Here is a 25,009-nt window from a genome sequence, read left to right on the forward strand (position 1 = left end):
GAGCCAGATTAATGCATTGAATCAACCTAAGAGAAAACAATTGGCATAAGCGTGAATAACACCAAAGTAATGAGACAAATGCCCAACAAATTAAGCTTGAAACCAATCATAGCCATTCGCTGCATAGATACTTGTCCAGTCCCAAATACAATCGCATTAGGGCCTGTTGCCATAGGCAGCATGAACGCACAACTGGACGCCATGGCGACAGGTATTGCCAGCACATAAAGATCAAGCGCTGAGCCTTCAGTCATAGCACCCAAAATAGGTAATACGGCTGTGGCTGTCGCGACATTGCTTACAATTTCCGTTGAAAAAATAACAACGGTGATCAACATAACCATCAAGAGCAAACTTGGCGCAGATGTCAGCTCCCCCATCTGCTGGGCCAACCAAACGGCCAAGCCTGATTGAGTTATGCCAAGCGCTAGACTAAGGCCTCCCCCAAATAGTAACACAACATCCCAAGGAATATCTTTTGCCGTCTGCCAGTCCAAAAGCTTTGTATTTTCCGGTTGCGTTTTACCTGCAGGAATAACGAACATCAAAATTGCACCAAAAACTGCAATAATATGGTCAGTGATATGACTAAAAGGCGTGACACCGAATATTTCAAATGAATTTAAGGGTCGCCGGAATATCCAAGCACACGCAATAACAGAAAAAGCAATCAATGTGCGCAATTCAGGCTGTGATATTTGACCCAGATTTTTTAGTTTTTCTCGAACAAATGATCGCCCTTCATCGCCTGTTTCAGATTCAATATGCGTGCCCCAATGCGTCAACACAAACCATGCCGCCGGCAACATCACACAAACCACTGGAATCCCTATGGACATCCATTGTGCAAAATCAATCGTAGTGCCCGCATATTCATGCAAATACCCAAGAACGATCAGATTGGTAGGGGTTCCTATGGGTGTTCCCAAACCTCCAATAGAAGCGCCATAGGCAATAGCCAATAATATTGCGACAGTGAGTGGATTATTTATCTGCCTTTTGCCAGTTATCGCATATGCAACAGATACACCGATGGGTGCTAACATTATCGTGGTTGCGGTATTGGATATCCACATTGAAAGCAAAGCCGAAGACAGCATAAAGCCAGCAACCATTGCTTTGGGATGCGCTCCAACTCGAACAACAATATTGAGTGCTAAACGGGTATGCAAATTCCACTTCTCAATGGATTTTGCGGCAATAAAACCACCCAACAACAATATTACAACAGGACTAGAATAAGGAACCGCGACCTCTTTAATAGGCAACACACCAAAACTTGGCATTATCACCAGAGGCAATAGTGATGTTATGCCAATAGGTACGGCTTCAGTGACCCACCAAACCGCCATCAATGCAGCAAGTGAAACGACAACCCAAGCGTTATGCGATAAGTTTTCCGGGCGTTCAATAAACTGTATGGCGATTGCAAGAAACAATCCGCCCCACAAACCGCCACCATTCTTCAGGCTCGCATGCAAAGCATGAGTATTTTTTTGCCGCCCCATCAGTTTACCTCCCCTCATATTTTTTCAGCACCATACAATACGTCACAGGAAAAATCACAAGAAGCGAGAAATAAATTCAACTTTTTCAACAGAAACAATGAAGTATGCAAGCTTTCCTATACCTGTGCACAACACAATAACTATCGTTCATTCAAGCCTTTTAAAAAAGGCGTAGCATTCTACATTCACTTCCACTACACACTCCCTAAACACCAGATAGTTTTTGGTTAAAAATTCGATTGATTTGAATACGAGGTCTCAACATGAGCAACACTCCTTTGAAGCTTGGTTGGGAAGAATGGCTAAGCCTGCCAGATCTGGGCCTTCCGGCAATCCGCGCGAAGGTCGACACAGGGGCCAAAACCTCAGCCTTACACGCCACCGCGCTCGAACCATTTGGCCCAATAGATAAACCTCAAATCAGATTTACGCTGCGACCAAATCCAGATGATCCAGACCTTGAAGTTGTTTGTGCTGCTCCTGTGGTGGACAGACGTGAAGTCACGTCTTCAAATGGAGAAACCGAACTTCGGTATGTTATCTTCACAACAGTCCAATTTGGTACAGAAAAATGGCCTATTCAGGTTACTCTCACCAATAGAGAGACAATGGCATACCGTATGCTATTTGGACGTACCTCAGTGACCGAAGAAATGATGGTTCTTCCAACTGAAAGCTGCTTACAGCCAGTCTTATCCTATGATTTGTACAAAGGCTTTCCGCGTCGCAAGGCCACAAAACGTCCGCTCCGTATTGTATTGCTGACACGTGAACCAAACAATTATTCTAGCCAACGTCTAAAGCAAGTCGCAGAAGAGCGCGGGCATGTGTTAGAAATGGTCGACACGCGTCGCTGTTATATGGCCATAAATGCAACACAGCCTGAAGTGCACTATGACGGCAAAGCTCTACCTCAATATGATGCAGTCATCCCGCGCATTGGGGCCAGCATGACATTTTATGGAATGGCTGTTTTACGCCAGTTTGAAATGATGGGTGCGTATTGCCTAAACTCGGCTCAAGCCATCGGTGCTTCGCGAGACAAATTATACGCCCACCAACTCCTCGCGCGGCATCGTTTGGGAATGCCAGCAACAGCTTTTGCCTCCAGCCCAAAAGACACCAAAGATTTAATCTCATTGGCGGGAAATAGCGCAGTCGTCGTGAAATTACTTGAATCGACACAAGGCAAAGGCGTAGTTCTTGCTGAAACGAACAAGGCTGCTGAAAGCTTGGTGGATGCATTTCGTGGTCTGGAAGCAAACTTCTTGGTTCAAGAATTTGTCAAAGAAGCTGGTGGTGCTGACATAAGGTGTTTTGTTGTAGGCAATAAAGTTGTTGGAGCGATAAAAAGACAAGGTGCTGACGGAGAATTTCGTTCCAACCTTCACAGAGGCGGATCAGCTCATGTGGTTAAACTTACGCCTGAAGAGCGAAAAGTTGCCATCAAAGCAACGAAAGTTATGGGCCTTTCTGTTGCTGGTGTAGATCTTCTTAGATCAGATACCGGACCCAAAATTCTTGAGGTCAATTCATCTCCAGGTCTAGAAGGAATTGAAAAAACTTCCAAGAAAGATGTCGCGGCAAAAATGATCGAACATATCGAAATTCATGCGCCGATCATTAATACAGCGATCCGAACCAAATCTCAAAAATTCTAGCACGCAAATTCAAACAAAATACCTCAAAAACCAAATTTCTTGGTTTTATCCCGCTATCTAGACGCCAAACCTTGCTGTCATGGCTTGGCTTCTTAACGTCATGCGCCATAGGATACCCTATCTTCCAATCTCAACCGATCCTCAAAACTCAATTGGGAACACAAAATGACCCTACCCCTTCAGGAAGAAGAACCAAACTCCACACTACCAAATATTCCTGAGCGGTCATTGCGATCACTTCTAACGGATGAAGACCTAGACGGTCTGATCGCGTTTTTTGATCTCTTATCTGCAAGTGAAAGCCTTAGAGCAGTCACTCAACTTTCAGCAAAAGAACGCGATCATCTAATCACCATACTGCCGTCAGAAATTGCGGCTGAATTAGTTGAAGAAGCACCCAATGAAGTTGCGGTGGATCTTGTCGAACGCCTAGAGGCCGACAAAGCCGCCGAGATTATGGATACTCTTGGGTCTGACCTTCAAGCCGATGTGATCGGTGAAATGGATCAGGAAGAAGCTGAAGCAATCCTTGCCGAAATGACCTCAGAACATGCCCAAGATGTTCGGCGGCTGGCGGCCTATGATGATGACACTGCCGGCGGTCTTATGATTGCTGAGGTTTTCACCTTTAGACAGAGCGATTCAATTTCTCAAGTTCTGCTGCAGCTCGCGTCAGAGGAAGAAGAAGACGAACGATTACGCGGCCAGCATCCATATGTCATTGATGAAGACAACAAACCTATAGGTGTGGTCTCGCTGAGGAGCCTGATTACATCTCGACGATCGGCATCTCTGTCCTCGATAATGGTGCCAGCTGTAACTGTCCTCGTATCAACGCCTCTAGATGATCTCGTCGACCTTTTTGATAAGCATTCATTTCTAGGTCTACCCGTTGTCGAGGCAGATGGCTCACTTGCAGGTGTCGTCTCTCGCAGTGCCGTTGAAGAAGCGCTGCATGAACGTTCAGAAATGCAAAGCCTAAAACGCCAAGGTATTGTCGGGGATGAATTGCGCTCAATGCCGCTTCTTCTTCGCTCCAGAAGACGCCTTTCTTGGCTATCTGCAAACATCGTTTTGAACATTATCGCTGCAAGTGTTATTTCAGCTTATGAAGAGACCCTAGCCGCTGTCATCGCGATAGCTATCTTTCTACCCATGGTATCGGATATGAGTGGTTGTTCAGGAAATCAGGCCGTTGGTGTAAGCATGCGCGAGCTAACTCTAGGCCTCGTTACCTCTAGAGACGTTTTTCGCGTTTGGTTAAAGGAAGCCTCCATAGGCATCGTGAACGGTATCGTTCTTGGCCTCCTCATAGGCATGGTCGCCTGGATATGGAAAGGCAATGCTTATTTAGGCCTTGTGATCGGACTGGCACTCGCAATCAATACAGTAATTGCTGTATCCATTGGGGGTATCGTACCTATCCTCCTGAAACGTTTCGGACAAGATCCAGCAGTTGCAAGTGGCCCCCTTCTCACAACAGTGACCGACATGGCGGGCTTCTTTTTGGTGCTAAGTCTAGCAGCTTTTTTCATGCCCCAATTACTTGGTGCTTAGCTCAATATTTTTCTTTGGAGACCCAAAGCCATGACTGAAACAATTGTGACTCTACGGGCATTAGAGAAAAGTGACCTGCAATTCGTCCACAAGCTAAACAATAATCGGCGCGTTATGAATTATTGGTTTGAAGAACCTTATGAATCATTTGTCGAACTTGAAGAACTTTATCTAAAACACATACACGACCTCTCAGAACGCCGTTTCATCGCAGAAGATGAAGCAGGAGACATGCTAGGTCTGGTTGAGCTTGTGGAAATAAACTACATACACCGCCGTGCAGAGTTTCAAATCATTGTTGCCCCTAGTCATCAAGGTGAAGGTTTTGGAAGACAAATCACTCGACTGGCTCTGGATTACGCTTTCTGCATCCTCAACTTGAACAAAGTCTACCTCATAGTCTCTACAGAAAATGAAGGTGCACTTCACATCTACAAAAGCACAGGCTTCATAGAAGAAGGTCATCTCATCAAAGAATTCTTTGTTGATGGTGCCTATCAGGATGCCCTTCGAATGTACCAACTTCAGGGTGACTTTTTAAACCAACGCAATAAAGATGATTAGGAAGGTCTATCTTAAGCACCCTTATCTGTTTTGATATGTAAATCCCGTTGCGGGAATGGGATTTCAATACCAGCTTCTTTCAGCTTTTTGAATATCGCAACCCGAAGCTCAGACCTGATTTTCAATCCCGTTTTGATATCGCTGATAAATCCTCGAAATTCAAAGTTAAGTGAGCTATCTGCAAAATCGGCAAAATATATCATAGGAACAGGATAACTTAGAATTTGTGGATGTTCATCTGCAATAGTGCCCAATAGCGCGATGACTTCTTCAGGGTCCGCATCATAAGACACACCCACATTAATGATGACCCGGCCAATTTTATCCTTATGGGTCCAATTGGTAACAGCCCCCGATATCAGTTCTGAATTGGGAATAATAACTGTTGCTTTATCGAAGGTCTCAATCTCAGTGGACCTCACGCTGATCTTCTGGACAAACCCTTCTCCTGAAGTGGTAACAATCCAGTCACCAACTTTAATTGGACGCTCAAATAGAAGAATAAGGCCAGATACGAAATTGCTGACAATACTTTGAAGTCCAAAACCGATACCAATAGACAGCGCACCAGCAATAATAGCTAGATTTGCCAGATTAAACCCAACAGCGCTAATCGCCAAAAGCAATGCTATCGTTAAACCAACATATCCAATCAGTGTTTTTAAAGAATTTTGAACACCAGAATCGATACGAGACTGAGGAAAAACGCGTGTTTCAGCAGTACGTTGCAACATACGCGTCAAAGACAAAACGACCAAGAAGAGCGCAATGGCAGTTAGAATTTTTAAAATCGAAAAATTGAAACTTCCAACTTGAATACCAACAAACGCATCGCTTATGCCATCGCGCACATCTGCCCATTCGGCACCAAGTAACAACAACGCCGGAGGAATAAACAGCAAAACCGAAACAGCATCAATTCCAAACCCGATCCAATAAAAAAGCACACTATCGTGTTCACTTTCTGCATTATCAGGATTGGTAAATCGCACATCAAACAATCGCACGATTTCCCTAAACAGAGAGCGCACAACCCATGTAACAGCAGCCAGCGCTGCAAGATAGAATGTGCTTGTTGTGAGGTAATGTCCAAAATTCACATACCCACTCAACACCATCAAGACAGATGCAATCGCCAACATCTTCCCAACAAAACGAGTACGCGGCCAAGGTTTCTCAATTGGTTCCTCAAGAGCTCTTGCTTTATTCGTCCAAAGAGAAGATTGGCAAAGCAAATACAAAATCACAGCCAATATAATAGTTGTGATACTCGTCAGAAGCGTGTGCACACTTCCCAACCCACCCGATAAATGCATGCCTTCAATTAGGATGCGTTCAAAAATAATGGTGAAGGCCGCAATGAACACTAATGCCCGCAACTTGAAAGCAGAGACATCTTTCAGTGATGAAATCCGCCAATTAGGCGCGTAAGGTGCGATAATTCCTGTTGCAGCACCATCCACCATCACAAGACCAACAAACCCCAACCATATTGTCTGAGATAGAGTATTTGCAGCAGATGGAATTGCATTTAGTGAATGCAATGTTTGATAAAATATCCAGCCACCAATAAGAGCAGGAAGCATTCGTGCTAAAGTATAAGCCGCCAACACAAGCACTTTGCGGGAACCATGTGGTTCTACCCCCTCCAGTCGCTTAGATATAAAATTGCGCAATTGTTTTCGTAGCGGCAAAAAGCACACCAACATTACCAGTACTGAAAAGCCAAGCACGAGCAAAGTCGTTAGTCCCTGACCTTTTTCAAGTTGGGCCGTGCTCCAGCTTCTCAACCCGTTATTTAATGCAGCCGCATCTTCTTGTACCGCGCCAAATGTTTCTTTCCATAATGTCGGATTCAGAATGGTTTCATCCTGCTCGAAAATATTAGATGAAAATTGATCTCTTCGAGTTTTAGAAATTTCCTGAAGCAATCTATCGGCTTCAGCCATGTTCAAATCTGATTTACGCAAAATACCATTCAGCTGGGATAGCTCAGTATTCAATCTGATGCGTTCTTCTGAAATAGCAGACGCCTCAGTAGGCATATCATCAGCTGGTGCTGGCCCCAATCTTTCTAGATCGGACGTAACTTCAGCGAGTTTGGTTCTAAAAGGTGCCGTCTGATTTTCTGCTTCGCGTTTTAAGTCTCGTATAAGGTCGCGAAGAGAAAGCAGATCTGGATTCTCGGTTTGCAAATCCACAGAAATTGTATTTAGCCGTTTTGCACGCGCATCAATACTATCAAGCGACGCTTGGTCGATTTGAGCAAAAGAGGCGCAACTAAAAAATGTCGCTGCAAGCAATATCAACAAAAAACGCATACAGTCTTATATCCACTTCTTTTTACGAAACCACCACAAGAGCCCCAATGAAATCATTAAGAGAGCAAAGCAAAACAGACCAAAAGCTAGCGGGTAATCCGCCCCAGGAATGCCTGCGATATTCACTCCCAACAACCCCGTCAAAAACCCAAGGGGCAAGAAAATAGCTGCTACCACTGAGAGCACCAGCATATTCCGGTTCATTTCTTCAGCTCGCTGATCAGACAATTGATCATATAGAATCGCACTACGCTCACGCACTGCATCCATCTCTTCAACCATCCGCGTTATACGATCAACCACTTCTCGTAGAATGTGATTTCCTTCATCCGTAAAAAACGCCGTATTCGTAACACCAAGGTGGCTGATAGCTTCTCTTTGTGGTCCGATATAGCGCCTCAACATAATCGTTGTACGGCGCAAATGTGCTAATTCGGATCGCAGCCCATCAGTTCTTTCAAGGCTGATCTCCTCTAATTCATCAACTTTATCGCTAAGACCGCTGATAATAGGATCCATTCTAGAAATCAGTTGAGCTGAAAGCTCTGTCAAAAACTCACCGACATTTCGTGGTGGATTGCCTGCCTCAATGGATTCTCGAATCCCCACTACCGCCATGAGCCGCCGCGCCCGAACAGAAACAATAAACCCCTCTTCAATCCACATTCGAATAGAGACCATATCCTCAGGATCGGAAGCAGGATTCAAGTTCACCCCCCTGAGATTCAACAATACACCATTTTGATGCTGAACTGCACGTGGACGCGTATCTTCTAAGGTAAGCGAAAGAGATGCTATTTCGTCGACATTGTCACTTATCCATTTTCGAATGCCGGTATCTTCTAAATTTAAATGTACCCAACGATAAGAAAGGCTTTCATCTCTCGGGGATGAAAGCTCATCGTTTGATAATTTATGAACCCGCCCGTCCTTATAGACATCAAAGGCATAAAGTGGCTCAATTGAAGGTGTATGAGGCATAGTGGTCTTCTTGCTATTAGCCGTTTTTCTGACTGTTAAGGCTTCACCGGTAAGCGACAAGCTTTATTTGAAACCTTCACACAGAAAAATTTACAGTAATTTGTAAATATATACGGTAGGCAAAAAAACTATCAAAACAATAGCTGGCTTTGGTCAGTCGTATCCGCTGGTTCAGGAATATCTTCATATGTTGCTGGAGTGTATTTAACATCCTCCGACTCAACTTCACCGCAAACAGGAATGGCATCTAGTTCTTTTTCCGATACGATCCAAGCAGAAGAAAAATCTCCCTGTCCGCGACTATCAGGTATCGCATATCGCCCTGACAAGCTCCCATCATCAAACACGACAGGAATGATGTTTTCTGGATCTACACATTGATCGGCCATTTGAATATCAGCTGACGCAAATTGCGCTCCAGCTAAACTAGAAACCACGGCGAGAATTGTAAATTTTTGTTTGGACCACGAAAACATTGGATTTCCTGACTGTTTGTTTACGTTTGATTAACGTCTAACAATCAGTCGGGTTCCCAAGAAAGTTGCTTTTTTTCGCAACAAAATAAAAGCCGCCCCTGAGGGCGGCTAATATCCGTCTATTCAATGCCTATATTTAATAGATGCTAAGCATTCTCTGACCATCGGTCAGCAAAGGCCTCACCTTCACGTGCAGACAACATAGCTTTGTTTAAAAGCTGTATCGCAGATGGTGTCAGCTCATCATCTTTGATTTTTGACTTAATCGTATCAAAGAGCTTTTCTTCACCATCATCAATGGCCTCTAATGCAGCTTTTTCGTTATCCTGAAACAGGCTAGAAATATCTGTACCAGCACGATGCATTGCACCCACTACTCCACCTTTTGTCTCAAAATCACCGCCAAGACGCTGAACTTCTGCCTGAAATTCCAACACTAAGTTACCTCGCTGTTTTGCGCGGCGCTCAAACTCAGTTTTATAGAACACTTTATCTGAAACAATGTCGGCTGACTTTTCGTAACCTTTTTGGCTGTCGATCAACATTTTTGTTACATCATTCAGTGTGTCAATTGTGTTGTTAATCATCTTCAATATCCTCCATGGTTGCTATATAAATAAAACGTGTCAGAGCAGTTTTAGTTGCAATCTAATTCAACAAATTCTGACTTCTTTTATTAGGCGTATTGCGCGTCAGAGCGTTAGATATCTCTTTCCAAACCGGGGCACTTAATGGCATTCCCATGTGTGATGATGTCACTTCAATATTGCGAGCCTGTGCATTGTAAATATCGCGTGCCGCTCTCCAATCAATAAAGCCATCTTCACGACTATAGATTGCTGTAATTGGACATCTAATGCCCTCACTATTTCTACGGTGTACTTCTTCTTCAAGTTCTTCGATATTAATGCCATGTGTCGCAGCATATTGCTCAGCCAAAATAGTATATTTAGCCCCTCCAACAATTGGGGTTCCAAGGGTAATAACCTCTTGAACATATTCTCCGTGCTGACGCGCGACTTCCCGTGCTATCGCACCACCTAAACTGTGACCGACCAAAGTGATTTTTTGACCATCTTCGTAGAATTCGCGCTTTAAGTTTTCGCCGATGACACATGCATAGCTATCAAAATCACCATCATTGCGCCCTAAGCCCCACTCAAAAGCGTCATACCCTTTCCAATTTAGATATTTTTCAAGAGGCGCTAAATAAGCTGGCCCGACAGTATAGCCAGGCAAAAGCATAATTTTACGCCCATCCCCAGACCGAAGATTTTTTAATTCATCAATTGCCCCAAAGACTCCCAGAAAATCCAAAGGTGCTCTAAACTCTTTCAAAAGAGTTTCAGGTTTTGGTGTACGACAATATACGGGAAATGCACTTAACATGTGACAGCGTCCTAATTAAAAATCTATAACAATTAGAACGAATTAAGTCGCTTTTAGTTCCACAAAAAAAAGGTCTCTTCCGCATGGAAGAGACCTTTTAAAAAATAAATGTTATCATTTATTCCGGCTTGTTTGCATCAGCCGTTTCAGAGACTTTCTCTCCAACTGCTTCAACATCTTTACCAACACCCTCGACGGTGTTGCAGGCTGTTGTCAAAGCCAATGTAAATGCAGCTAGCAAACATGTTTTGATTGTCGTGTTCATGATATCATCCTTATTCATGCTATTCTTAAATAAGCCCCATCAAAATGCGTTGAAGGTGGCGTGTTGTACCCGAAGGGTTGGTGACCAAAGAATAACCGGCAAGCACCGCGATCGAAGTCATTGCGATTGGGTGTTTACGGATCATGCTCTTTGCAGCATCAACAGGTAAGTCGGCCAGAAGGTCCGCAGCCTCTTCCTCAATATCGCTCATTTCTTCTTCAGAAGACTTGCTCGGTTGGAGGAACAGATAAAGGCCGCCAAAACTTATGGACAAACAAATTGCGCTTACGATCAAACTAGCAGGTAGCAGTCCGACATAAACCTGCAAGGCTATGATGCTGGCGGCTAACAATCCGCATAAACCGACGAAGCCAAACAAGGCTCCGAAGGCTGCAGCGAGCAAGCGTTTCTTTGCTTGATCCATCATTATTATTTCCTGCTAAGCGCAGCTATTAGAGCACCGGCACCAGCTGCTAGAGCAATGGCTGTTAGAGGGCGCTGTCTAACGCGACCTTTCACATCTTCTGAGGCTGTTTCAACACCTTCACGTGCATGGTTAAACAATTGCTCACCCTTTTCACCAACATTCTCAGATGATGCTGAAGCTAGATCACCAATGTGAGAAACAAGTTTAGCGAAGTCATCCCGCAAAGAAGAAACATCCGAACTCAACTCAGATAAGTATGGGTCAAGAGATTTTTCATCTTTTACTTCTGACATGACTTTATCTTTCATTTTAGTGACTGACATATCTATTTCCTTTTGCTTGATTGTTAACTACTAACTAAACGATCTAATCAGTAAACGGTTCCAATATTTATTTAAAAAATAAGAAGAGACACACTTAACAGGCTCATTATCCCGACGAAAAAGCCTCCCAACATGAAAACTCCATCTGACGCGACCAAAGCCAGTCCAATTAGAACGAGACCAGCAGCCGGAATCGCAACTGCGAACGGAACAATTTCAAGAGGGATCATGAGTAGTGATAGTAAGATACAAAAAGCCGCAGCTAGTTTCACAGCCGTATTACCGACGGCCCACTTCAAACGCGGTTGCAATAAACTATCAAGAAAGTCAGGAATTCTTCCAATTTTCTTATCGGCTTTATTTATTGTACCTGCTTTCAATTTCATAGAATTGATAAAATCAGGTAGCCACAAATGGTCCCGTCCTAAAATTATTTGACCAGCAATTAAAATGGTAACAATCGCCAGCCCAACGGGAACACCAGGAATAGCTCCAAACGGAGAAAGGGCCAGCAAACCAATCAAGGTTAAAACCGGCCCGAAACTCTTTGCCCCAAAAGCCTCAATGAGGCTTTTCAGGTTTGTGTCAGATTTATCTGACTTGTTTTCTATGTCATCTAAGACAGAACGGAATGGTTTATCATTTTGCATGCTCTATCAACGATTGAGCCGCAATTTTGTTCCACTCTATTGTGTTTAGTTTTGCTTATTTGCAGGGTGAAAAAACAACGCCTGTCCAATCGTCGCGATAAGCGTATTTTCCTGAAATGGTTTCGACACAAGATAAGTTGGTTCTGGTTTCTCACCAGTAAGCAATCGTTCTGGGAATGCCGTTACAAAAATAACTGGCACATCAATTTCTCCCAAAATATCATGAACAGCATCAATTCCAGAAGAGTCATCAGCTAGCTGGATATCACACAAAATAAGGCCGGGTGTTTGCTTTTTAGCAAGCTCAATAGCTTCACTACGCGTTGTTGCAATTCCGGTTACTTCATGCCCCATGCTTTCTACGAGGCTTTCAATATCAGCTGCGATGATCGGTTCATCTTCTACAATCATAACCGACGTTTTAAGGCCAGCCTCAATAGAGGCTTGAGCCGCATGTATGAGAGATGAGATTTCATCTCCAGTTGCACCTAATATGATCGCTGCTTCATCAACCGAGAACCCTTCTACGGCCGTCAACAAAAAGGCTTGACGTTCAACGGGCGCAAGAGCCTGAAGTTTCAAATCAGGCGTATCTGATGCAAGTTCATCATCCCCCTGAAGCTTGGCACCTGTTTCTGACCATATGACATGGAAATACTTATACAGTGCCAATTTTGCGTTTGTATATTCCCCTACTTGGCTGGGATCACCCGCGAGCGCCATAAGAGATGCTTTAATGTAAGCGTCGCCGCTTGTTTGAGATCCGGTCAGTGCGCGTGCATACCGTCTAAGAAACGGCAAATGCGGTCCGAAATCATTGGTAAAGCTCATATTCAAAACTCTCTTTTTGCTTATGCTTTGGTAGTTATACGCACCAGAAAAAAAATAGTTCCATATTTTTGATATTTTTTTGGAACTATTTTCAAAATCACACGTTCAACTCATAACAGTGAATACAAAGTCACCTGAAACGGTAGGTAATATGAAAAAATCCGAAAATGAAAAACCGGGCCTCACTAACGAAGAAGAAGTCAGGCAAAAAAAAATCGGCGCAAGACTTAAGCGTATGTATGATGAAGTCGTTGAGGAAGATATCCCCGATGATTTTCTATCCCTTTTAGAATCCATAGATAACGCAAAGGATGAGCATAATAATGACTAGTTCCATAGCGAACTTATCTGATGCAGAGTTCAAGAAAGAACTTGCATCACTCATCCCCCATTTGCGCGCATTCGCACGCAACCTAACACGTAATGCCGCTGCAAGTGATGATCTGGCGCAGGAAGCCATGCTGAAAGCTTGGAAAGCAAGAGATCGCTTTGAAGCGGGCTCAAATCTAAAGGCGTGGGTGTTCACGATTTTACGCAATCAATTCTATTCTGACAAACGCCGTGATTGGCGCTCGCAGCCGCTAGATAGCGAAGTTGCCGAACAAACTATTCCTTCCGCCGACAATCCTGAAGATAACATGGAATTGCTAACTCTGCGCAATGCGATGCAATGCCTCCCAGATGATCAACGCGAAGCCATTATTCTCGTCGGCGCTGGTGGATTATCATATGAAGAAGCTGCTGAAATCTGTAATTGTGCGACAGGGACAATCAAAAGCCGTGTTAGCCGAGGGCGCATCGCATTAATCGAAATTATTGAATCTAATAGTGCCAGCTATACCGATGATGATAAACTAAATGGCTCTAAAGCATTTGAAGAAATCGTAAATCAAGCAGATGAGCTTATAAATGCCGCACAGCCAACTAGCACAAACTGATGAATTAAAGCGCTCAATACGCGTAAAAATATTATTCATTCTTTCATTGGCTTTATCTCCAATTTTGCTCATCGCTCTTGTGCAGACATTGTTTGATACAAACAATGCAAAAAAAGCTAGAATATCAGAATTGGTTACCATCTCTGATCGCGCTACTGACAGTGTCGAGCAAGCTATCAAACAGGCTGAATCATTACTTCTTGTATTCCAGCCAGAGATAGAAAAAAACCAATGTGAGAAGACATTTGAAAAGGTGATAATTGGCACATCACTTGTTTCAAATGTCGTTCAGTTTGACGCTGACGGGAAAGCCTTATGTAACGCTAGAGGCAAACCTGGATTTGAAGTATATGACACAAACTGGATTGACGAAGTTCAGCACAATTCAGGCGTGTTAAGAACGGAAGCTTTCTGGGGAAGTGAAAGTAAGGACTGGTTATTTTCTATATTACTCGCGAGTCGAGATGAAGAAAACAATTTTATCGGGGCTTCAACTTTTGGTCTCAACACAACTGCCATTGTAAATCTCATTAAAAACACATCCCTACCAAAAGACACGGATATCGGTGTTTTTGATAATAATGGCCAAATTTTCGGCTCCACACGCTTCAAGGAAATACGCGAAGAGTGGCAAGAAGCCATTGACGAAACCGAAGCTCAAAGTTTGCTCTTCAAAGATGACACCTTCAGCGAAGGCTTGGACATTGTCGTAACCAAGCTAGGAGGTCAAAATCTATATGCGATCATTTCTGCCCCCTCTCCTGGATTATTAAGCCAGTTTACATTAAGGCCGGCCGCTATAATCGGTATCCCCTTAATGGCATTCTCACTGACTCTTCTTGTCACATGGTTGGCGTTAGACCGAATTTTATTGCGTTGGCTCACACGGTTGCGCGCTCTAGCCCTCGCCTATGGTCGCGGAGCTTACGATATGGAAGCGACCCGCTTCGAACAGGCACCAAGTGAATTGGAAGATCTTGCCATTTCAATGGAAGCGATGGCCCGTAAAATATCAGTCCGAGATGAATCTCTGAAACAGGCTATTGAAACAAGAGATGCCGCTGTTAAAGAAATTCATCATCGTGTGAAAAACAATCTACAGATTGTGACAAGCTACTTGAATCTACAGAGCCGGCAGGTCAAAGAAAATAGTGCTAAAGAGGCACTTAAGGCTGCACGCCACCGTATTGATGCTCTCTCCATAGTGCACCAAACCCTCTATCAGAATGAACGCTTGTCAGATGTAGACTTACATCCGTTTTTAACCGGATTGATCTCCCATCTTCAAGAAGCTTTGGGCGCGAACACCGCAAATGTAACTATAACCAGTGACATTGACAGTTTCACCAGAAATTCAGATGACGCCATCCCTTTGGCTCTCCTTATTGTAGAAGCCATCACAAACAGCATGAAATATGCTTTTGATAGTAAGGGGGGCAAAATCCATATTGCGCTCAAACACATTGGAAAAACAGGTCTTACCCTTCAAATCGAAGATAATGGTATTGGTAGCGAAATAGATAAAAACACAACACCTTCTGGCACAGGTCTAGGACAAAAACTAATGCTCGCATTCGCAAGACAGATGGGCGGCAGTTTTGAGGAGGAAGCGACTAAAGACGGATTTCTAGTACGCGTAACTGTGCAAGATTCATCTAAGATCTAATTCAGTCCCAGACACAGAGCCTGCTTTATAATCTTAGCAACAACTAAGTCTTGTTTTATACACATAAACATAAGGCTTGAATATCTTGGAAGCGCCCATCAGCGTATGATCTTAGGTCTTACGTGTTCATCAGAAAAAAACCCAACATGGCTTTGCGCTATGTTGGGTTTTTTTATATTGGATCATAAAACCAGACCGACTGGTTTAATGTTTATGCAGATAATACTAGCTCTGACGTATGGACTTTAACATCCAAACAGCCTGCTCATGCCATGCCATACGGGCAATAATCATGTCTGCTGTAACATAATCCTTTTTACCTTCACACCACTCAATGGCAGCGCGCATATTGGTGATCGTGGTCTCATGATCTCTTGCTAGCATTTCTAGCATCTCATCAGCACTTTTGTTCTCATCTTCGCTTTCGATGGCAGAAAGCTCACCATATTTTGCGTAACTCGCTGGTGCCTTGAAACCCAATGCACGAATTCGTTCTGCAATTTCATCAATTGCTTCGTATAAGTTTCCATACTGAGCTTCGGTTAGCTCATGGATGCTTACAAAAGCTGGCCCCGTCACATTCCAGTGCACGCCCTGTGTTTTTATAAACAACATGAAGGTGTCGGATAGTACAACACCCAACGCTTCAGCTAGTTTTTCTCTATTTTCATCACTAATTCCGGTATTTCTATCGAACTCAGAATTAGCAACTTTCAATACTGTGTTTGTCATAATACCCTCTATTTGTTATTGTCGTCGATCTGCTCTTCGAGCTCATCACCAACTTCATCAAATTCTGACGCAACCTCATCAGCGGCTTCTTCTGCATTGTCCTGCAGATCATCACCAGCATCATTTAGTTCGTCCATTTTTTCGTCGATTTCAGACTTGGTATCTTCGATTTGAGAATCTAGTTTTTCACCGTAATTCTCCATAGTCCCATCATTGTCACCACACGCTGCTAGCAAACCAACAGCGGCAACTGAAATTGAAAGAGTCTTGATATTCATAATATTTCTCCTCTTTAGTATCCTGTATAATTAACGGCTGACGCGATTTAAGGTTCCAAAGAAAACCGAATTAATTGATGTGAACTCACTTTAAGTTCATCAATTGAAATGGCTTGCACCTCGACCTCAGCATCAGAGATATTGATAATGTTAAAACTTGGAGGCGCATTGCGCGTGCGCGTAGAAAGCGTCCCGCAAGTGACGCCATAATAATGTCCATCGCCATGTTCAAATCGGTGCGCAGCTGGTGTGTGAACATGCCCGTAAAGCATCAAACTCCTGCCGTTTCGAGCAGCTATCTTTTCACTGGATTTTCTACCCCGAATTGTCCGCGTTCGCATCGGCACATGAGGAATAGGTAGAAACGGATGATGACATGCAATGATATTCAATTTTTGATCTGCAACTTTCTGCAAATCTAGAATTTCATTCAAATCTTCTGAGTTCACAGAACCTTCCGCCCAGTTGGACCGAACTTGCCAACCTCTCGCTGTGTTCAATCCAGCAATATGAGTATCATCAATTTGTAGATTGGAATGCCGCGCGAACAATCTATCAAAACGTCCAAATGGACGCACAACACGTGAAAACATATTTATCAAAGGTGTGTCGTGATTTCCCGGTACAATTGTTTTTGGTATCAAAAATTGCGACAACCATTCAGATGCAAGTATGAATTCGCTCTTTTTTCCAGACTGAGTTAAATCTCCCGCAACAATTATCGCATCTGGATTTAACTGCTTAATCTCTCGACTGGCAATTTCCATCGCACGCACATCTTCAGTACCTAGATGCAAATCTGCCATATGGACTAAAACTGTCATTTTGATCTCCGCATAACAAATCCGGCATCCCTCTGAAGATCAAATTCAAAACCTGACGGTAATTCTACGAGTTCACCATCAATATTTGCAGATATTGGTTTTCCATCCTCTGATTTAAAGCTACCCTTTTTTAGAGAATGAACATGCGTTCCAACAGCATCACGAACGCCATTAACCCAAGCGGTTATTCCAGTCGCCGCAGCGTCGATAAAATTATCAGGATCTACACTGATCACCTGAAACAGGTCACCAGCACTTTTTGGTACAAACACACCAAAAGCATTTGCTTTAGTCACAAAATCCAAATTTTTGTTACGAAGAGTGATACCTTCTTCAAAATTTCCGACATCACTTTCTATCAAACTCTTCACTGCTTCAACAATTTCTCCCTCCCGAATGCACTCTCGGGCAGCAGAAAGTTCACTCAGAGGGCCCACATTCGCAGCAATATAAAAGAAATGTTCTTCAATTCTACCGGCACTTAACGATACAATCTCGTGCGGATGAGCAAGCGTAGCAAGACAATCTTCCCATTGGCAATCATCTCCATACACCCTTTTAGGAAGGAGATTCATCGTCCCGCCAGGAAGCGGCATAACAGGAATTTTTAGGCTCGATGTTGTTTTTAAACTCATTGCATGTGTGCCATCTCCGCCCCAAACAATCAGCAAATCAGGAGATGCTTGCATTATTTTCTCAAGCGCATTTTCTAGTTCCGCACCAGTAACGGCCAAGATTTCAGCGTCTTTTCCCAAATTCTTTAATTGGGCAGACAAAGCATCTTCAGCGTTATGTGGAACACTACCAGACTGAGTATTTATAAGAGCATATATTTTCATGTATAATATACGCTCAATACTAAATTCAGTTCCAATATATCTTACCAAACATTCGATAAATAAAGATGGAACGTAATTCAATATAGTGCGTTTATTATTTACACGGCCACTTTAGAGCCGACAATAATGGAGATAGACATGTTAAATTGGGCACTCGTATTCTTCGTATTTGCTTTGATCGCAGGCTTATTCGGATTTGGTGGAATTGCTGGCGCAGCAGCTGGAATAGCACAAATATTATTCTTCATCTTCCTTGCTCTGCTGGTACTAAGTTTTGTTGCAAAAGCAGTTCGAGGAAAAGGCGTTTCATAGCCAATTCCAATATATATTAAAAAGAAACCGACCTTTCACAGGTCGGTTTTTTTGTGCCCAAAGGAAGCAAAAGCCCGTCCCCAAAAGTTATAGCTAAACAATGCAAACCTAATAAAATTGCCAAATAAGACGCACCTCAATTCACCGTCGACCTGAGATAGTGAATTGTTTTGATACATAATTTTAAATTCTGTGCCAGTCATTAAAACCCAAAATCAATCTCACTAACCCCGGCTCCCCATTTGGATGCTTTCACAAACAGCCCCAAGCAATCCCCCACCTTATTCAAGACAACCCAAAATGAGACAGCCACGAAAAAAGCGGCCCTTTAAAAAGGGCCGCTCAATTCTAATCATTCAAATATGTAAAGCGAAATTAAGCTTCACCAAGTTTTGCTTCTAGTTTTTCAACAGAGGAATTCACATCCATCTTAATCATCTGAAGCAAGTGCAATGCTTCGGGCGACATAATGTCTTCATCCTCAAGGCGAGCATTGATTTCATCTACGATGTACTTCTCGCCGCGCAATACTTCTTCCAGCGCAACAACAGAGTCCTCAGAAACTGCAGTTCTTAGCTGCGCAAAAGCTCTGTGCGCCGTACCTAGCGCTTCACCATAAGTGTCTGGCTCTGCACCTTTATCGATGACAAGCTGCTGAATTTCTTCACGTTGTTCAGCTCTTTCAGCAGAAAGCGCAATAAGGTGATCGCGAACTTCGTCATCGCCATCTGGCAGGTTAGCCGCGTCGCTGTATAATTCTTCAGCGTCAATTAAAATTGAAGCGATCTCGTTTAATTCATCAACTTCATCTTCAACGGCTTCTTTGTATTCATGCTTAGCTTCTTCTACAGCCTCATCATTAGTCAACATTCCATGCTGAGCTTGAATTTCTTCTACTTGTTTATTGTTCAAGTCCTCAGTCGGAGATACGGGCTGCGCTAAAGCAGGCACGGATAATACAATCGCGGTCATGGCGGATGATGTAATAAGAGTCTTAAGCATAACTTTTTCTCCTTTTTGTTATAAGCTCGATTGAGCTATAAAGAGACAACGGAAGGCTGATCCAAAAGTTCCAAAATTAAATACGAATTTAAGAAAACTATATTCAATTACCCGCTTCAATCTCGAGCAAAAATTTCGAGCCGGCAACTATCTTGACATGTTTTGAAAAATTCCTGGTGCGGCCGAGAAGACTCGAACGAAATAAATTTTACAATAAAATCAAGGCCAAACAAATAAGCAGAGCAATTTTGTAGCACAATTTGTAGCACAATTTGTAGCACAAATTGTAGCACAGCCTGATGTTTGGCTTCTTTACTCCCATGCCGGCGCTCAAATTGTTAGCACCATGTCACGTTCTCAGACGCGCGCGGAATGGCAATCAAGACATTCCCTCTCAACAGCCGCGATATTATCAATGAATCACAATACCCAAATGAGGTGAATTAACACCAAATCCCTTTAATAATTACAGTGCAACTTAACAAAAGTGTGCACCACAATTTCTAACAACAGGTTCCAAAATTTAGATGTGAAGACAAAGATTTATATGCACCTTGGTGCAAATCCTTTTATCTTGCCCATTCGGTGGCTCATACACCTTCTATCGCGTATTATTGCTTTAAATTTTCAGACATTGCCTATGGAACCGATCAAATGAGTTTGACGCGAATGCGTATCATTTAAATCACAACCAAATAAATCAGCCGCTAATGCAAATCGTCAGTATGTAATTGTGTTATGTCTTCGGCTCTCAGAATACGTGCAATCTCAACGCTTTTGTCATCTAGGATATGATAATAGATAGAATGAACGCCAAAAACAGAACGGCGATAGCCCTGCCGAATATGATCTACACCTTGCCACATCATGGGTGTTCGTCCAATCTGATGAAAACGCTCAACAATTCCATCAAAATAGCTGTTGGCTTTTTCTAAACCATGATTGTCCAAGCCCCACTCATACAGACGTTGAAGGTCTGCGTCGGCTTTGTTCGTAAGCTTGTAACCCATTATCCGTTCAGGCCACGATTTTTAAGAACGTCTTGGCGAATGTCTTCGGGTGTACGGTCACTTACGCCGCTTTGCTCGGCTTCAATCAATTTAGCGCGTATCGCTTCAATTTCAGCATGTTCAGCTTGCGCTTTGCGAATAAGATCGCGCATAACTTCACTATCATTTGTGTAAGCGCCACTTTCGATTTGCGCTTTGATCCAATCATTCTGCGTATCCGTCAGAGTGATGGTTTTTCTAATCGTAGACACAATCAATCCTCCATAAAATCATACTATTGGTGTAGTATAGCACACTTTTGGAGTAAGCGTCATTTCATTTATTGTAATTGGGTTGCTTGCACCCCTTGGCACCAAAATAATTATGGGCCGAGAAGCGGTGTGCAAACGGAATGAAAAATCGACGGCGGGCGCAGGCATATGCATCAAGCCTTGGGAACCTTCAATTTTTCATGAAGTGCTCTGAGGCGCAGCCTAAGATGAAGTCATGAAAATGTTTCATTTTTCACAAAAAAAGTATAAAAGATCGAACAGTTCTGGTAACACAATCAAAAGTGGTAATGGTTCTCATTAGGTACATGAATGGCTATTTCAGATAAAACAGCAAAAATTCTATGGTCTTCTGCAGCTGGATTATGTTCATTTGAAGGTTGTGGTGAAAAATTGTTTTTTGGTGGATCAGCCCCTTCATCCTCTTTTACTATTGGCGAAATGGCTCATATCACCGGTAAAAAAGCGGGATCTAATAGGCATATTGAAGAGTTAGGCGATACCGAAGATGACTATTCAAATCTAATACTTCTCTGTCCCAATCATCACACTGAAATAGATGCTAAAGAGAACGAAAAAAAATACTCAATCGATGTGCTTGTTGGCATGAAGGAAAAGCACGAGAAGTCCGTTGCAATGCGTTTAAGTAGTGCCAATGACAAGCACAGCATTTGCAATCAGATCATGCCACTTTTAAAAGATAATTTTGTAGGGTGGTCAAATTATGGACCTCAGTCAGAGCGTGCAAGAAAAAACCCCCACAGCGATGGAGTTTATGACTTGTGGTTAACAATTAGGCTCTCAACAATTGTCCCGAATAATAGGAAAATCGAAAGAATTATTAATGATGGACGTAATTTGTTTTCAGCAGATGAAAACTCTATAATTTCACGCTTTTTTCATCATGTTCAAAGTTATGAACTTTGGGTAATGAATGAGATAAATTACGATGCTGTAGTTCGTTTTCCGACGGAATTTGAAGAGATGATCAGGAGGGGAGCAAATGCCCGCTCATAATGAAAACTTTCCTTGGATGAGTTACTACGGAAACTATAATTTTTTTGCATCTAGGATGAAAGAACATCACAAAGTTTCTGAAATACGCAAGGTAAACGAATGTGTTTATGAGATTGTTCGAGGAAATAAAGACCTCATCAAAGTATTTGCATGTGAATGTTATATTTTTGGTCTGGCTGAACTTTATGAGACTCAGCAGAATATAGAAGCACTCAACGCTATAGTTATAAACGGTAACTGGTGTAGCTATACGGATGAAGCAAAACTTCATGGCAGAAGAGAGAAAATAGGCATCTTTAACATCGCAGGCTTTATGGCTTCTATACAGATGCAAGACTTCTGGAATTACCTTACAACTGAGGAAAGAAAACTTTACGAAGCAAAAGGCCTGCTTTAATGCTTACGGTAAGTGTGTATGGTTTTGGCTCCTATTTTAGTGCACCAACTACCGCAAACGATATTGACATATTGATCGTGCATGAAAGTCTTGATCGTACTTCATGCGAATTTGCAATTTTTTGTAAATCAAGACTTCACAAACTGTTGGCGCACCTTCACGTTACAATGCTGTCCGCAAAAGAAGAACAAGACGCCTATTTTATAGCAACAGCACAAGCTTACTTGCTTGGTGCAGTTTCCAAGAATGATGCAGAAAATAATCTTTTAAGAATTGCCAATATTATTAAAAATTTTGATAAAAAACCAGCTCTGCAGGGTGTATCCAATAGGACGCGGCACGCTCCCTTTGGCTAGGTGTTGAGTATTACCCACCGACACCTTGCACTTAGACCAAAACCAACCAATTGCCCTATACTACCTAAATTTCACTCAAGCCTTGAAACGCATACCCGCGCAATAAAACCGAAGCGAATACACCACAGAGAGAAGACCTACTCAACTGGATTATCACGCACACTCGAACTCCCCTCTCCACAATATTAGAACTCGTCATTGCGGTTTATCTTTGTAAATCATTGCAAATAATGGTCGCCATTCTCACTTCATTGACAACGTCTCTTGCGTCAATCTCAACCCTATATAGCGAAAGGAGAGCTATAGCACTGGGTTTGCGATGGGAGACATCCTCGTGAGAAATCGTGTGATTGTTGAGATAAAATGACTGTCAGTGATCAAGACTTGAAGCAAGCCATGACGATCGCCGCAAAGATCATCAATCTTTACGGAGATAAGTATTGGCCGCTATTTGATCGCTTAGAAAGTGAACTTGAAAAAAGAAAAAACAGAAAAAGCAAACTAAGAGCAGCACTCAAATCATTGCAGAAGGAAAAGCAACACGAGTCAACGAACTACCATTAAATTGGACATTTTTATCAACGCACAAGCCGTTTGGCTAAACTCTTCTTGTAGGTTCCACGTATATTGACAACTAGTTCCAATAACCACTGAATCTCGATTCCGGTGGGTAATGGAGAATTCGAGAACCTGACAGATGGTTTGTGATGAGACAGAATATGGCCCTGTATTGTCCCATATTGCTTTTAGCATGAATGACTGGATTAATTCACAAATCAGCCTGATTTCATGCGTTGGCGAGTTGCCATTAATGGCTCTAGTAGCCATTCCATCAATTTGCGTTCTTCTAGGATGATATCTGCTGATAATTCCATACCCGACTGCAGGGCTAGCTCTTTGCCAAAGGCTGGCATTGATTGTTCATTCAGGTTCACCTGTACGCGATAGACGGCCTCTTCCGTTTGCATACCATTACGCAATTCATGCGGAGATAAAGTCGTCGCCGAGACACTTTCCACCAAGCCAAATGCTGCACCAAATTTCTGATATGGTAGCGCGTCATATTGTAAGCGAACTTCTTGACCAGGCTCCACAAAAGCAATGGCGCGCGTCGGCACAAACAATTCGGCAATTAATTGTCCACCTTCTGGAAGGATTGTGAGCAGAGGCTGTTGTGGATCAGCACGCTCTCCTTCAGAGATTTGTAAGGCAGCGACTCTGCCTGAGATAGGTGCTTTAATCACATATCCAATTTGAGATTGAGCAGTCGCCAATTGGGACTGTATCTGCAAAAGTCGTTCATCAATGCTGGCACTCTCTCGCTTTAAATTCTCTTTGCTAGAAGCACGTTCCAATGCTAATTCAGATAATCTAGAAGATGCTCTGTTAATTGCGCCGTTAAGATCAATAACAGCTTGCTCGGTTTGAAGCTTTAATTCTTCACGCCGACGGAATTCTTCCTTAGGCAGTAATCCTTTTTCCATGAGCGGAAGAGCAGACTCTACGCGTTCTAAAGCTATCTCATAGCGGCGCTCAATAATTTGCAAATTTGCTCTAGCATCAAGTTGTTCGCGTTCTGCTTTTTCCTCTTCAAGGACGATTTGATCTGCTGAAATCTTTGCACTCCGCAACAAACCAGCTTGACGGTCTTTCAAGCTATCAGCTTCTTCTGCAAGGGCTTGCACCGCCTGCTCCCCAAGGCTTTCACCTGATTCAATTTGACGGTCTGTGCTCACAAGTCCGATCGGCATCCCTTTTTCGATAGGTTCTCCGATCGTAACATCCAAAGACTTCAAAACACCGGGTTGAGAGACATACACACGCGCTTCAGCTTCAGTTGGACGCAATCGCCCACGCACTGTTTCTTTACGTGAGAAGTTGACTGTCGATAGAAAGACGATAATCACAACGATAAAGAGCAATAGTAGTAATGTGATGCGTGACCATGCCATAGGCAAAAGACCAACAGGCCGTCCCCAACGGTCCGTTGAATTTGCTTCTAGGGTTTCGGGGCGGAAAAGATCATGATTATTAGTCATACTCATTAAGCATCTATGTTTATATTTTGAGTTATTCTGCTTCCTTCTTAAAAGCTAACGGGGCAATATATGAATATACATCAATAACTTCCCTGCATATTAAAGGGGTTTTCCCGTTATTTGTTAGCTTTAACTATTGTCTTTATACGAAATTCACTTCAAAATTTTAGCAAAGTAGTATTCCCACAGGAAGTAGAAAAAATACAAGATAAGAAATTCAATTATCAGAAAGAACATTGCCCCTTCATGATTTCTTACTATATACCATGATGATATCATGGTAACCAAAATCATTGGTAAACCTCGTAAAATTACTTTGCCAATAGAACGATTTTCTTGCATTTGGATTTCCTTAAGCGCCAATAGAAAAAATGTAA

Annotated in this window: 30 protein-coding genes; 11 read left to right on the plus strand and 19 right to left on the minus strand. The window is 42.7% G+C overall.

Annotated elements, in window-relative coordinates; translation table 11 throughout:
- Positions 1-26: 26 nt before the first annotated feature.
- A complete protein-coding gene (locus AC5EF3_RS11090; protein ID WP_493548092.1) occupies positions 27-1,508 on the minus strand; it encodes an SLC13 family permease in 1,482 nt (493 codons plus the stop codon).
- Positions 1,509-1,771: 263 nt separating this feature from the next.
- Between AC5EF3_RS11090 and rimK the strand changes: the two genes are divergently transcribed.
- From rimK to speG, 3 genes are all read left to right on the plus strand, one after another.
- On the plus strand, positions 1,772-3,169 hold the full coding sequence (rimK, locus tag AC5EF3_RS11095) for a 30S ribosomal protein S6--L-glutamate ligase (protein ID WP_493548093.1): 1,398 nt from the start codon (positions 1,772-1,774) through the stop codon (positions 3,167-3,169).
- Between the two features lie 165 nt (positions 3,170-3,334).
- Positions 3,335-4,726: a magnesium transporter gene (gene mgtE / locus AC5EF3_RS11100; RefSeq protein WP_015827854.1), complete on the plus strand. Its 1,392-nt coding sequence runs from the start codon at positions 3,335-3,337 to the stop codon at positions 4,724-4,726.
- 30 nt (positions 4,727-4,756) lie between these two features.
- On the plus strand, positions 4,757-5,290 hold the full coding sequence (gene speG, locus AC5EF3_RS11105; RefSeq protein WP_015827855.1) for a spermidine N1-acetyltransferase: 534 nt from the start codon (positions 4,757-4,759) through the stop codon (positions 5,288-5,290).
- 11 nt (positions 5,291-5,301) lie between these two features.
- Here speG and AC5EF3_RS11110 read toward each other — a convergent pair whose 3' ends face one another.
- The 10 genes from AC5EF3_RS11110 to AC5EF3_RS11155 all read right to left on the minus strand — a co-directional run bounded on the left by AC5EF3_RS11110 (position 5,302) and on the right by AC5EF3_RS11155 (position 12,953).
- A complete protein-coding gene (locus tag AC5EF3_RS11110) occupies positions 5,302-7,611 on the minus strand; it encodes a DUF3772 domain-containing protein (protein ID WP_493548094.1) in 2,310 nt (769 codons plus the stop codon).
- Positions 7,612-7,617: 6 nt separating this feature from the next.
- Positions 7,618-8,592 carry a zinc transporter ZntB gene (locus tag AC5EF3_RS11115; RefSeq protein WP_493548095.1) on the minus strand — a complete coding sequence of 325 codons (975 nt, stop codon included), beginning with the start codon at positions 8,590-8,592 and terminating at the stop codon, positions 7,618-7,620.
- 131 nt (positions 8,593-8,723) lie between these two features.
- A complete protein-coding gene (locus AC5EF3_RS11120; RefSeq protein WP_493548096.1) occupies positions 8,724-9,068 on the minus strand; it encodes a hypothetical protein in 345 nt (114 codons plus the stop codon).
- A gap of 146 nt (positions 9,069-9,214) precedes the next feature.
- Complete coding sequence (locus AC5EF3_RS11125; protein ID WP_015827859.1) at positions 9,215-9,655, minus strand: PA2169 family four-helix-bundle protein; 441 nt, start codon at positions 9,653-9,655, stop codon at positions 9,215-9,217.
- 61 nt (positions 9,656-9,716) lie between these two features.
- Positions 9,717-10,457, minus strand: coding sequence for an alpha/beta hydrolase family protein (locus AC5EF3_RS11130; RefSeq protein ID WP_015827860.1), 741 nt, complete (start codon positions 10,455-10,457; stop codon positions 9,717-9,719).
- A gap of 118 nt (positions 10,458-10,575) precedes the next feature.
- Positions 10,576-10,722 carry an entericidin A/B family lipoprotein gene (locus AC5EF3_RS11135; RefSeq protein ID WP_015827861.1) on the minus strand — a complete coding sequence of 49 codons (147 nt, stop codon included), beginning with the start codon at positions 10,720-10,722 and terminating at the stop codon, positions 10,576-10,578.
- Positions 10,723-10,747: 25 nt separating this feature from the next.
- Entirely contained in the window at positions 10,748-11,149 is a 402-nt protein-coding gene (locus AC5EF3_RS11140; RefSeq protein WP_015827862.1) for a hypothetical protein, read from the minus strand.
- Positions 11,150-11,151: 2 nt separating this feature from the next.
- The gene (locus AC5EF3_RS11145) at positions 11,152-11,472 is read right to left on the minus strand and encodes a hypothetical protein (RefSeq protein WP_015827863.1); all 321 of its coding nucleotides are present in this window, start codon (positions 11,470-11,472) and stop codon (positions 11,152-11,154) included.
- Between the two features lie 71 nt (positions 11,473-11,543).
- Positions 11,544-12,122: an exopolysaccharide biosynthesis protein gene (locus tag AC5EF3_RS11150; RefSeq protein WP_015827864.1), complete on the minus strand. Its 579-nt coding sequence runs from the start codon at positions 12,120-12,122 to the stop codon at positions 11,544-11,546.
- 45 nt (positions 12,123-12,167) lie between these two features.
- Positions 12,168-12,953 carry a response regulator gene (locus tag AC5EF3_RS11155; RefSeq protein ID WP_015827865.1) on the minus strand — a complete coding sequence of 262 codons (786 nt, stop codon included), beginning with the start codon at positions 12,951-12,953 and terminating at the stop codon, positions 12,168-12,170.
- 151 nt (positions 12,954-13,104) lie between these two features.
- Between AC5EF3_RS11155 and AC5EF3_RS11160 the strand changes: the two genes are divergently transcribed.
- From AC5EF3_RS11160 to AC5EF3_RS11170, 3 genes are read left to right on the plus strand one after another with little or no spacing between them, the layout of a single operon-like run.
- Positions 13,105-13,284 (plus strand): NepR family anti-sigma factor, encoded by a 180-nt coding sequence (locus AC5EF3_RS11160; RefSeq protein WP_015827866.1) that lies wholly within the window; start codon positions 13,105-13,107, stop codon positions 13,282-13,284.
- Positions 13,277-13,891, plus strand: coding sequence for a sigma-70 family RNA polymerase sigma factor (locus AC5EF3_RS11165; RefSeq protein ID WP_015827867.1), 615 nt, complete (start codon positions 13,277-13,279; stop codon positions 13,889-13,891). The genes AC5EF3_RS11160 and AC5EF3_RS11165 overlap by 8 nt, the downstream gene beginning before the upstream one ends.
- Positions 13,863-15,557 (plus strand): sensor histidine kinase, encoded by a 1,695-nt coding sequence (locus AC5EF3_RS11170; protein WP_493548097.1) that lies wholly within the window; start codon positions 13,863-13,865, stop codon positions 15,555-15,557. Before AC5EF3_RS11165 ends, AC5EF3_RS11170 begins: the two co-directional genes overlap by 29 nt.
- A gap of 225 nt (positions 15,558-15,782) precedes the next feature.
- Here the strand turns inward: AC5EF3_RS11170 and AC5EF3_RS11175 are convergent, their stop codons facing one another.
- From AC5EF3_RS11175 to AC5EF3_RS11190, 4 genes are read right to left on the minus strand one after another with little or no spacing between them, the layout of a single operon-like run.
- On the minus strand, positions 15,783-16,289 hold the full coding sequence (locus tag AC5EF3_RS11175) for a Dps family protein (protein WP_015827869.1): 507 nt from the start codon (positions 16,287-16,289) through the stop codon (positions 15,783-15,785).
- Positions 16,290-16,297: 8 nt separating this feature from the next.
- Positions 16,298-16,567, minus strand: coding sequence for a YtxH domain-containing protein (locus AC5EF3_RS11180; protein WP_015827870.1), 270 nt, complete (start codon positions 16,565-16,567; stop codon positions 16,298-16,300).
- A 47-nt stretch (positions 16,568-16,614) separates the two neighbouring features.
- A complete protein-coding gene (locus AC5EF3_RS11185) occupies positions 16,615-17,391 on the minus strand; it encodes a metallophosphoesterase family protein (protein ID WP_015827871.1) in 777 nt (258 codons plus the stop codon).
- The gene (locus AC5EF3_RS11190) at positions 17,388-18,230 is read right to left on the minus strand and encodes a diacylglycerol/lipid kinase family protein (protein WP_493548098.1); all 843 of its coding nucleotides are present in this window, start codon (positions 18,228-18,230) and stop codon (positions 17,388-17,390) included. The genes AC5EF3_RS11185 and AC5EF3_RS11190 overlap by 4 nt, the downstream gene beginning before the upstream one ends.
- A 138-nt stretch (positions 18,231-18,368) precedes the next feature.
- Between AC5EF3_RS11190 and AC5EF3_RS11195 the strand changes: the two genes are divergently transcribed.
- Positions 18,369-18,542: a DUF1328 domain-containing protein gene (locus AC5EF3_RS11195; protein ID WP_015827873.1), complete on the plus strand. Its 174-nt coding sequence runs from the start codon at positions 18,369-18,371 to the stop codon at positions 18,540-18,542.
- 375 nt (positions 18,543-18,917) lie between these two features.
- Here the strand turns inward: AC5EF3_RS11195 and AC5EF3_RS11200 are convergent, their stop codons facing one another.
- The 3 genes from AC5EF3_RS11200 to AC5EF3_RS11210 all read right to left on the minus strand — a co-directional run bounded on the left by AC5EF3_RS11200 (position 18,918) and on the right by AC5EF3_RS11210 (position 20,805).
- The gene (locus tag AC5EF3_RS11200; protein ID WP_493548099.1) at positions 18,918-19,544 is read right to left on the minus strand and encodes a PA2169 family four-helix-bundle protein; all 627 of its coding nucleotides are present in this window, start codon (positions 19,542-19,544) and stop codon (positions 18,918-18,920) included.
- A gap of 707 nt (positions 19,545-20,251) precedes the next feature.
- The gene (locus tag AC5EF3_RS11205; RefSeq protein WP_493548100.1) at positions 20,252-20,554 is read right to left on the minus strand and encodes a type II toxin-antitoxin system RelE/ParE family toxin; all 303 of its coding nucleotides are present in this window, start codon (positions 20,552-20,554) and stop codon (positions 20,252-20,254) included.
- A complete protein-coding gene (locus AC5EF3_RS11210; RefSeq protein ID WP_493548101.1) occupies positions 20,554-20,805 on the minus strand; it encodes a type II toxin-antitoxin system ParD family antitoxin in 252 nt (83 codons plus the stop codon). The genes AC5EF3_RS11205 and AC5EF3_RS11210 overlap by 1 nt, the downstream gene beginning before the upstream one ends.
- 330 nt (positions 20,806-21,135) lie before the next feature.
- On the opposite strand from AC5EF3_RS11210, the gene AC5EF3_RS11215 reads away from it, so the two are divergent.
- From AC5EF3_RS11215 to AC5EF3_RS11230, 4 genes are all read left to right on the plus strand, one after another.
- The gene (locus AC5EF3_RS11215; protein WP_493548102.1) at positions 21,136-21,840 is read left to right on the plus strand and encodes an HNH endonuclease; all 705 of its coding nucleotides are present in this window, start codon (positions 21,136-21,138) and stop codon (positions 21,838-21,840) included.
- Positions 21,827-22,237, plus strand: coding sequence for a hypothetical protein (locus tag AC5EF3_RS11220; protein ID WP_493548103.1), 411 nt, complete (start codon positions 21,827-21,829; stop codon positions 22,235-22,237). Before AC5EF3_RS11215 ends, AC5EF3_RS11220 begins: the two co-directional genes overlap by 14 nt.
- A complete protein-coding gene (locus AC5EF3_RS11225) occupies positions 22,237-22,593 on the plus strand; it encodes a hypothetical protein (RefSeq protein ID WP_493548104.1) in 357 nt (118 codons plus the stop codon). The genes AC5EF3_RS11220 and AC5EF3_RS11225 overlap by 1 nt, the downstream gene beginning before the upstream one ends.
- A gap of 363 nt (positions 22,594-22,956) precedes the next feature.
- Complete coding sequence (locus AC5EF3_RS11230) at positions 22,957-23,157, plus strand: hypothetical protein (protein WP_493548105.1); 201 nt, start codon at positions 22,957-22,959, stop codon at positions 23,155-23,157.
- 212 nt (positions 23,158-23,369) lie between these two features.
- Here AC5EF3_RS11230 and AC5EF3_RS11235 read toward each other — a convergent pair whose 3' ends face one another.
- Positions 23,370-24,638, minus strand: coding sequence for a beta-barrel domain-containing protein (locus tag AC5EF3_RS11235; RefSeq protein WP_493548106.1), 1,269 nt, complete (start codon positions 24,636-24,638; stop codon positions 23,370-23,372).
- Positions 24,639-25,009: the final 371 nt, after the last annotated feature.

The organism is Hirschia sp. (genome assembly GCF_058892565.1).

What these genes read in the sequence shown, in the direction of transcription:
- AC5EF3_RS11180 (WP_015827870.1), bottom strand. Translation starts at nt 16,567, where the DNA reads ATGAATATCAAGACTCTTTCAATTTCAGTTGCCGCTGTTGGTTTGCTA.
- AC5EF3_RS11140 (WP_015827862.1), bottom strand. Translation starts at nt 11,149, where the DNA reads ATGATGGATCAAGCAAAGAAACGCTTGCTCGCTGCAGCCTTCGGAGCC.
- AC5EF3_RS11175 (WP_015827869.1), bottom strand. Translation starts at nt 16,289, where the DNA reads ATGACAAACACAGTATTGAAAGTTGCTAATTCTGAGTTCGATAGAAAT.
- AC5EF3_RS11170 (WP_493548097.1), top strand. Translation starts at nt 13,863, where the DNA reads ATGCCGCACAGCCAACTAGCACAAACTGATGAATTAAAGCGCTCAATA.
- AC5EF3_RS11225 (WP_493548104.1), top strand. Translation starts at nt 22,237, where the DNA reads ATGCTTACGGTAAGTGTGTATGGTTTTGGCTCCTATTTTAGTGCACCA.
- AC5EF3_RS11125 (WP_015827859.1), bottom strand. Translation starts at nt 9,655, where the DNA reads ATGATTAACAACACAATTGACACACTGAATGATGTAACAAAAATGTTG.
- AC5EF3_RS11090 (WP_493548092.1), bottom strand. Translation starts at nt 1,508, where the DNA reads ATGGGGCGGCAAAAAAATACTCATGCTTTGCATGCGAGCCTGAAGAAT.
- AC5EF3_RS11165 (WP_015827867.1), top strand. Translation starts at nt 13,277, where the DNA reads ATGACTAGTTCCATAGCGAACTTATCTGATGCAGAGTTCAAGAAAGAA.
- AC5EF3_RS11155 (WP_015827865.1), bottom strand. Translation starts at nt 12,953, where the DNA reads ATGAGCTTTACCAATGATTTCGGACCGCATTTGCCGTTTCTTAGACGG.
- AC5EF3_RS11235 (WP_493548106.1), bottom strand. Translation starts at nt 24,638, where the DNA reads ATGAGTATGACTAATAATCATGATCTTTTCCGCCCCGAAACCCTAGAA.
- AC5EF3_RS11230 (WP_493548105.1), top strand. Translation starts at nt 22,957, where the DNA reads ATGACTGTCAGTGATCAAGACTTGAAGCAAGCCATGACGATCGCCGCA.
- AC5EF3_RS11220 (WP_493548103.1), top strand. Translation starts at nt 21,827, where the DNA reads ATGCCCGCTCATAATGAAAACTTTCCTTGGATGAGTTACTACGGAAAC.
- rimK (WP_493548093.1), top strand. Translation starts at nt 1,772, where the DNA reads ATGAGCAACACTCCTTTGAAGCTTGGTTGGGAAGAATGGCTAAGCCTG.
- AC5EF3_RS11110 (WP_493548094.1), bottom strand. Translation starts at nt 7,611, where the DNA reads ATGCGTTTTTTGTTGATATTGCTTGCAGCGACATTTTTTAGTTGCGCC.
- mgtE (WP_015827854.1), top strand. Translation starts at nt 3,335, where the DNA reads ATGACCCTACCCCTTCAGGAAGAAGAACCAAACTCCACACTACCAAAT.
- speG (WP_015827855.1), top strand. Translation starts at nt 4,757, where the DNA reads ATGACTGAAACAATTGTGACTCTACGGGCATTAGAGAAAAGTGACCTG.
- AC5EF3_RS11195 (WP_015827873.1), top strand. Translation starts at nt 18,369, where the DNA reads ATGTTAAATTGGGCACTCGTATTCTTCGTATTTGCTTTGATCGCAGGC.
- AC5EF3_RS11160 (WP_015827866.1), top strand. Translation starts at nt 13,105, where the DNA reads ATGAAAAAATCCGAAAATGAAAAACCGGGCCTCACTAACGAAGAAGAA.
- AC5EF3_RS11145 (WP_015827863.1), bottom strand. Translation starts at nt 11,472, where the DNA reads ATGTCAGTCACTAAAATGAAAGATAAAGTCATGTCAGAAGTAAAAGAT.
- AC5EF3_RS11135 (WP_015827861.1), bottom strand. Translation starts at nt 10,722, where the DNA reads ATGAACACGACAATCAAAACATGTTTGCTAGCTGCATTTACATTGGCT.
- AC5EF3_RS11115 (WP_493548095.1), bottom strand. Translation starts at nt 8,592, where the DNA reads ATGCCTCATACACCTTCAATTGAGCCACTTTATGCCTTTGATGTCTAT.
- AC5EF3_RS11185 (WP_015827871.1), bottom strand. Translation starts at nt 17,391, where the DNA reads ATGACAGTTTTAGTCCATATGGCAGATTTGCATCTAGGTACTGAAGAT.
- AC5EF3_RS11130 (WP_015827860.1), bottom strand. Translation starts at nt 10,457, where the DNA reads ATGTTAAGTGCATTTCCCGTATATTGTCGTACACCAAAACCTGAAACT.
- AC5EF3_RS11200 (WP_493548099.1), bottom strand. Translation starts at nt 19,544, where the DNA reads ATGCTTAAGACTCTTATTACATCATCCGCCATGACCGCGATTGTATTA.
- AC5EF3_RS11190 (WP_493548098.1), bottom strand. Translation starts at nt 18,230, where the DNA reads ATGAAAATATATGCTCTTATAAATACTCAGTCTGGTAGTGTTCCACAT.
- AC5EF3_RS11215 (WP_493548102.1), top strand. Translation starts at nt 21,136, where the DNA reads ATGGCTATTTCAGATAAAACAGCAAAAATTCTATGGTCTTCTGCAGCT.
- AC5EF3_RS11150 (WP_015827864.1), bottom strand. Translation starts at nt 12,122, where the DNA reads ATGCAAAATGATAAACCATTCCGTTCTGTCTTAGATGACATAGAAAAC.
- AC5EF3_RS11205 (WP_493548100.1), bottom strand. Translation starts at nt 20,554, where the DNA reads ATGGGTTACAAGCTTACGAACAAAGCCGACGCAGACCTTCAACGTCTG.
- AC5EF3_RS11120 (WP_493548096.1), bottom strand. Translation starts at nt 9,068, where the DNA reads ATGTTTTCGTGGTCCAAACAAAAATTTACAATTCTCGCCGTGGTTTCT.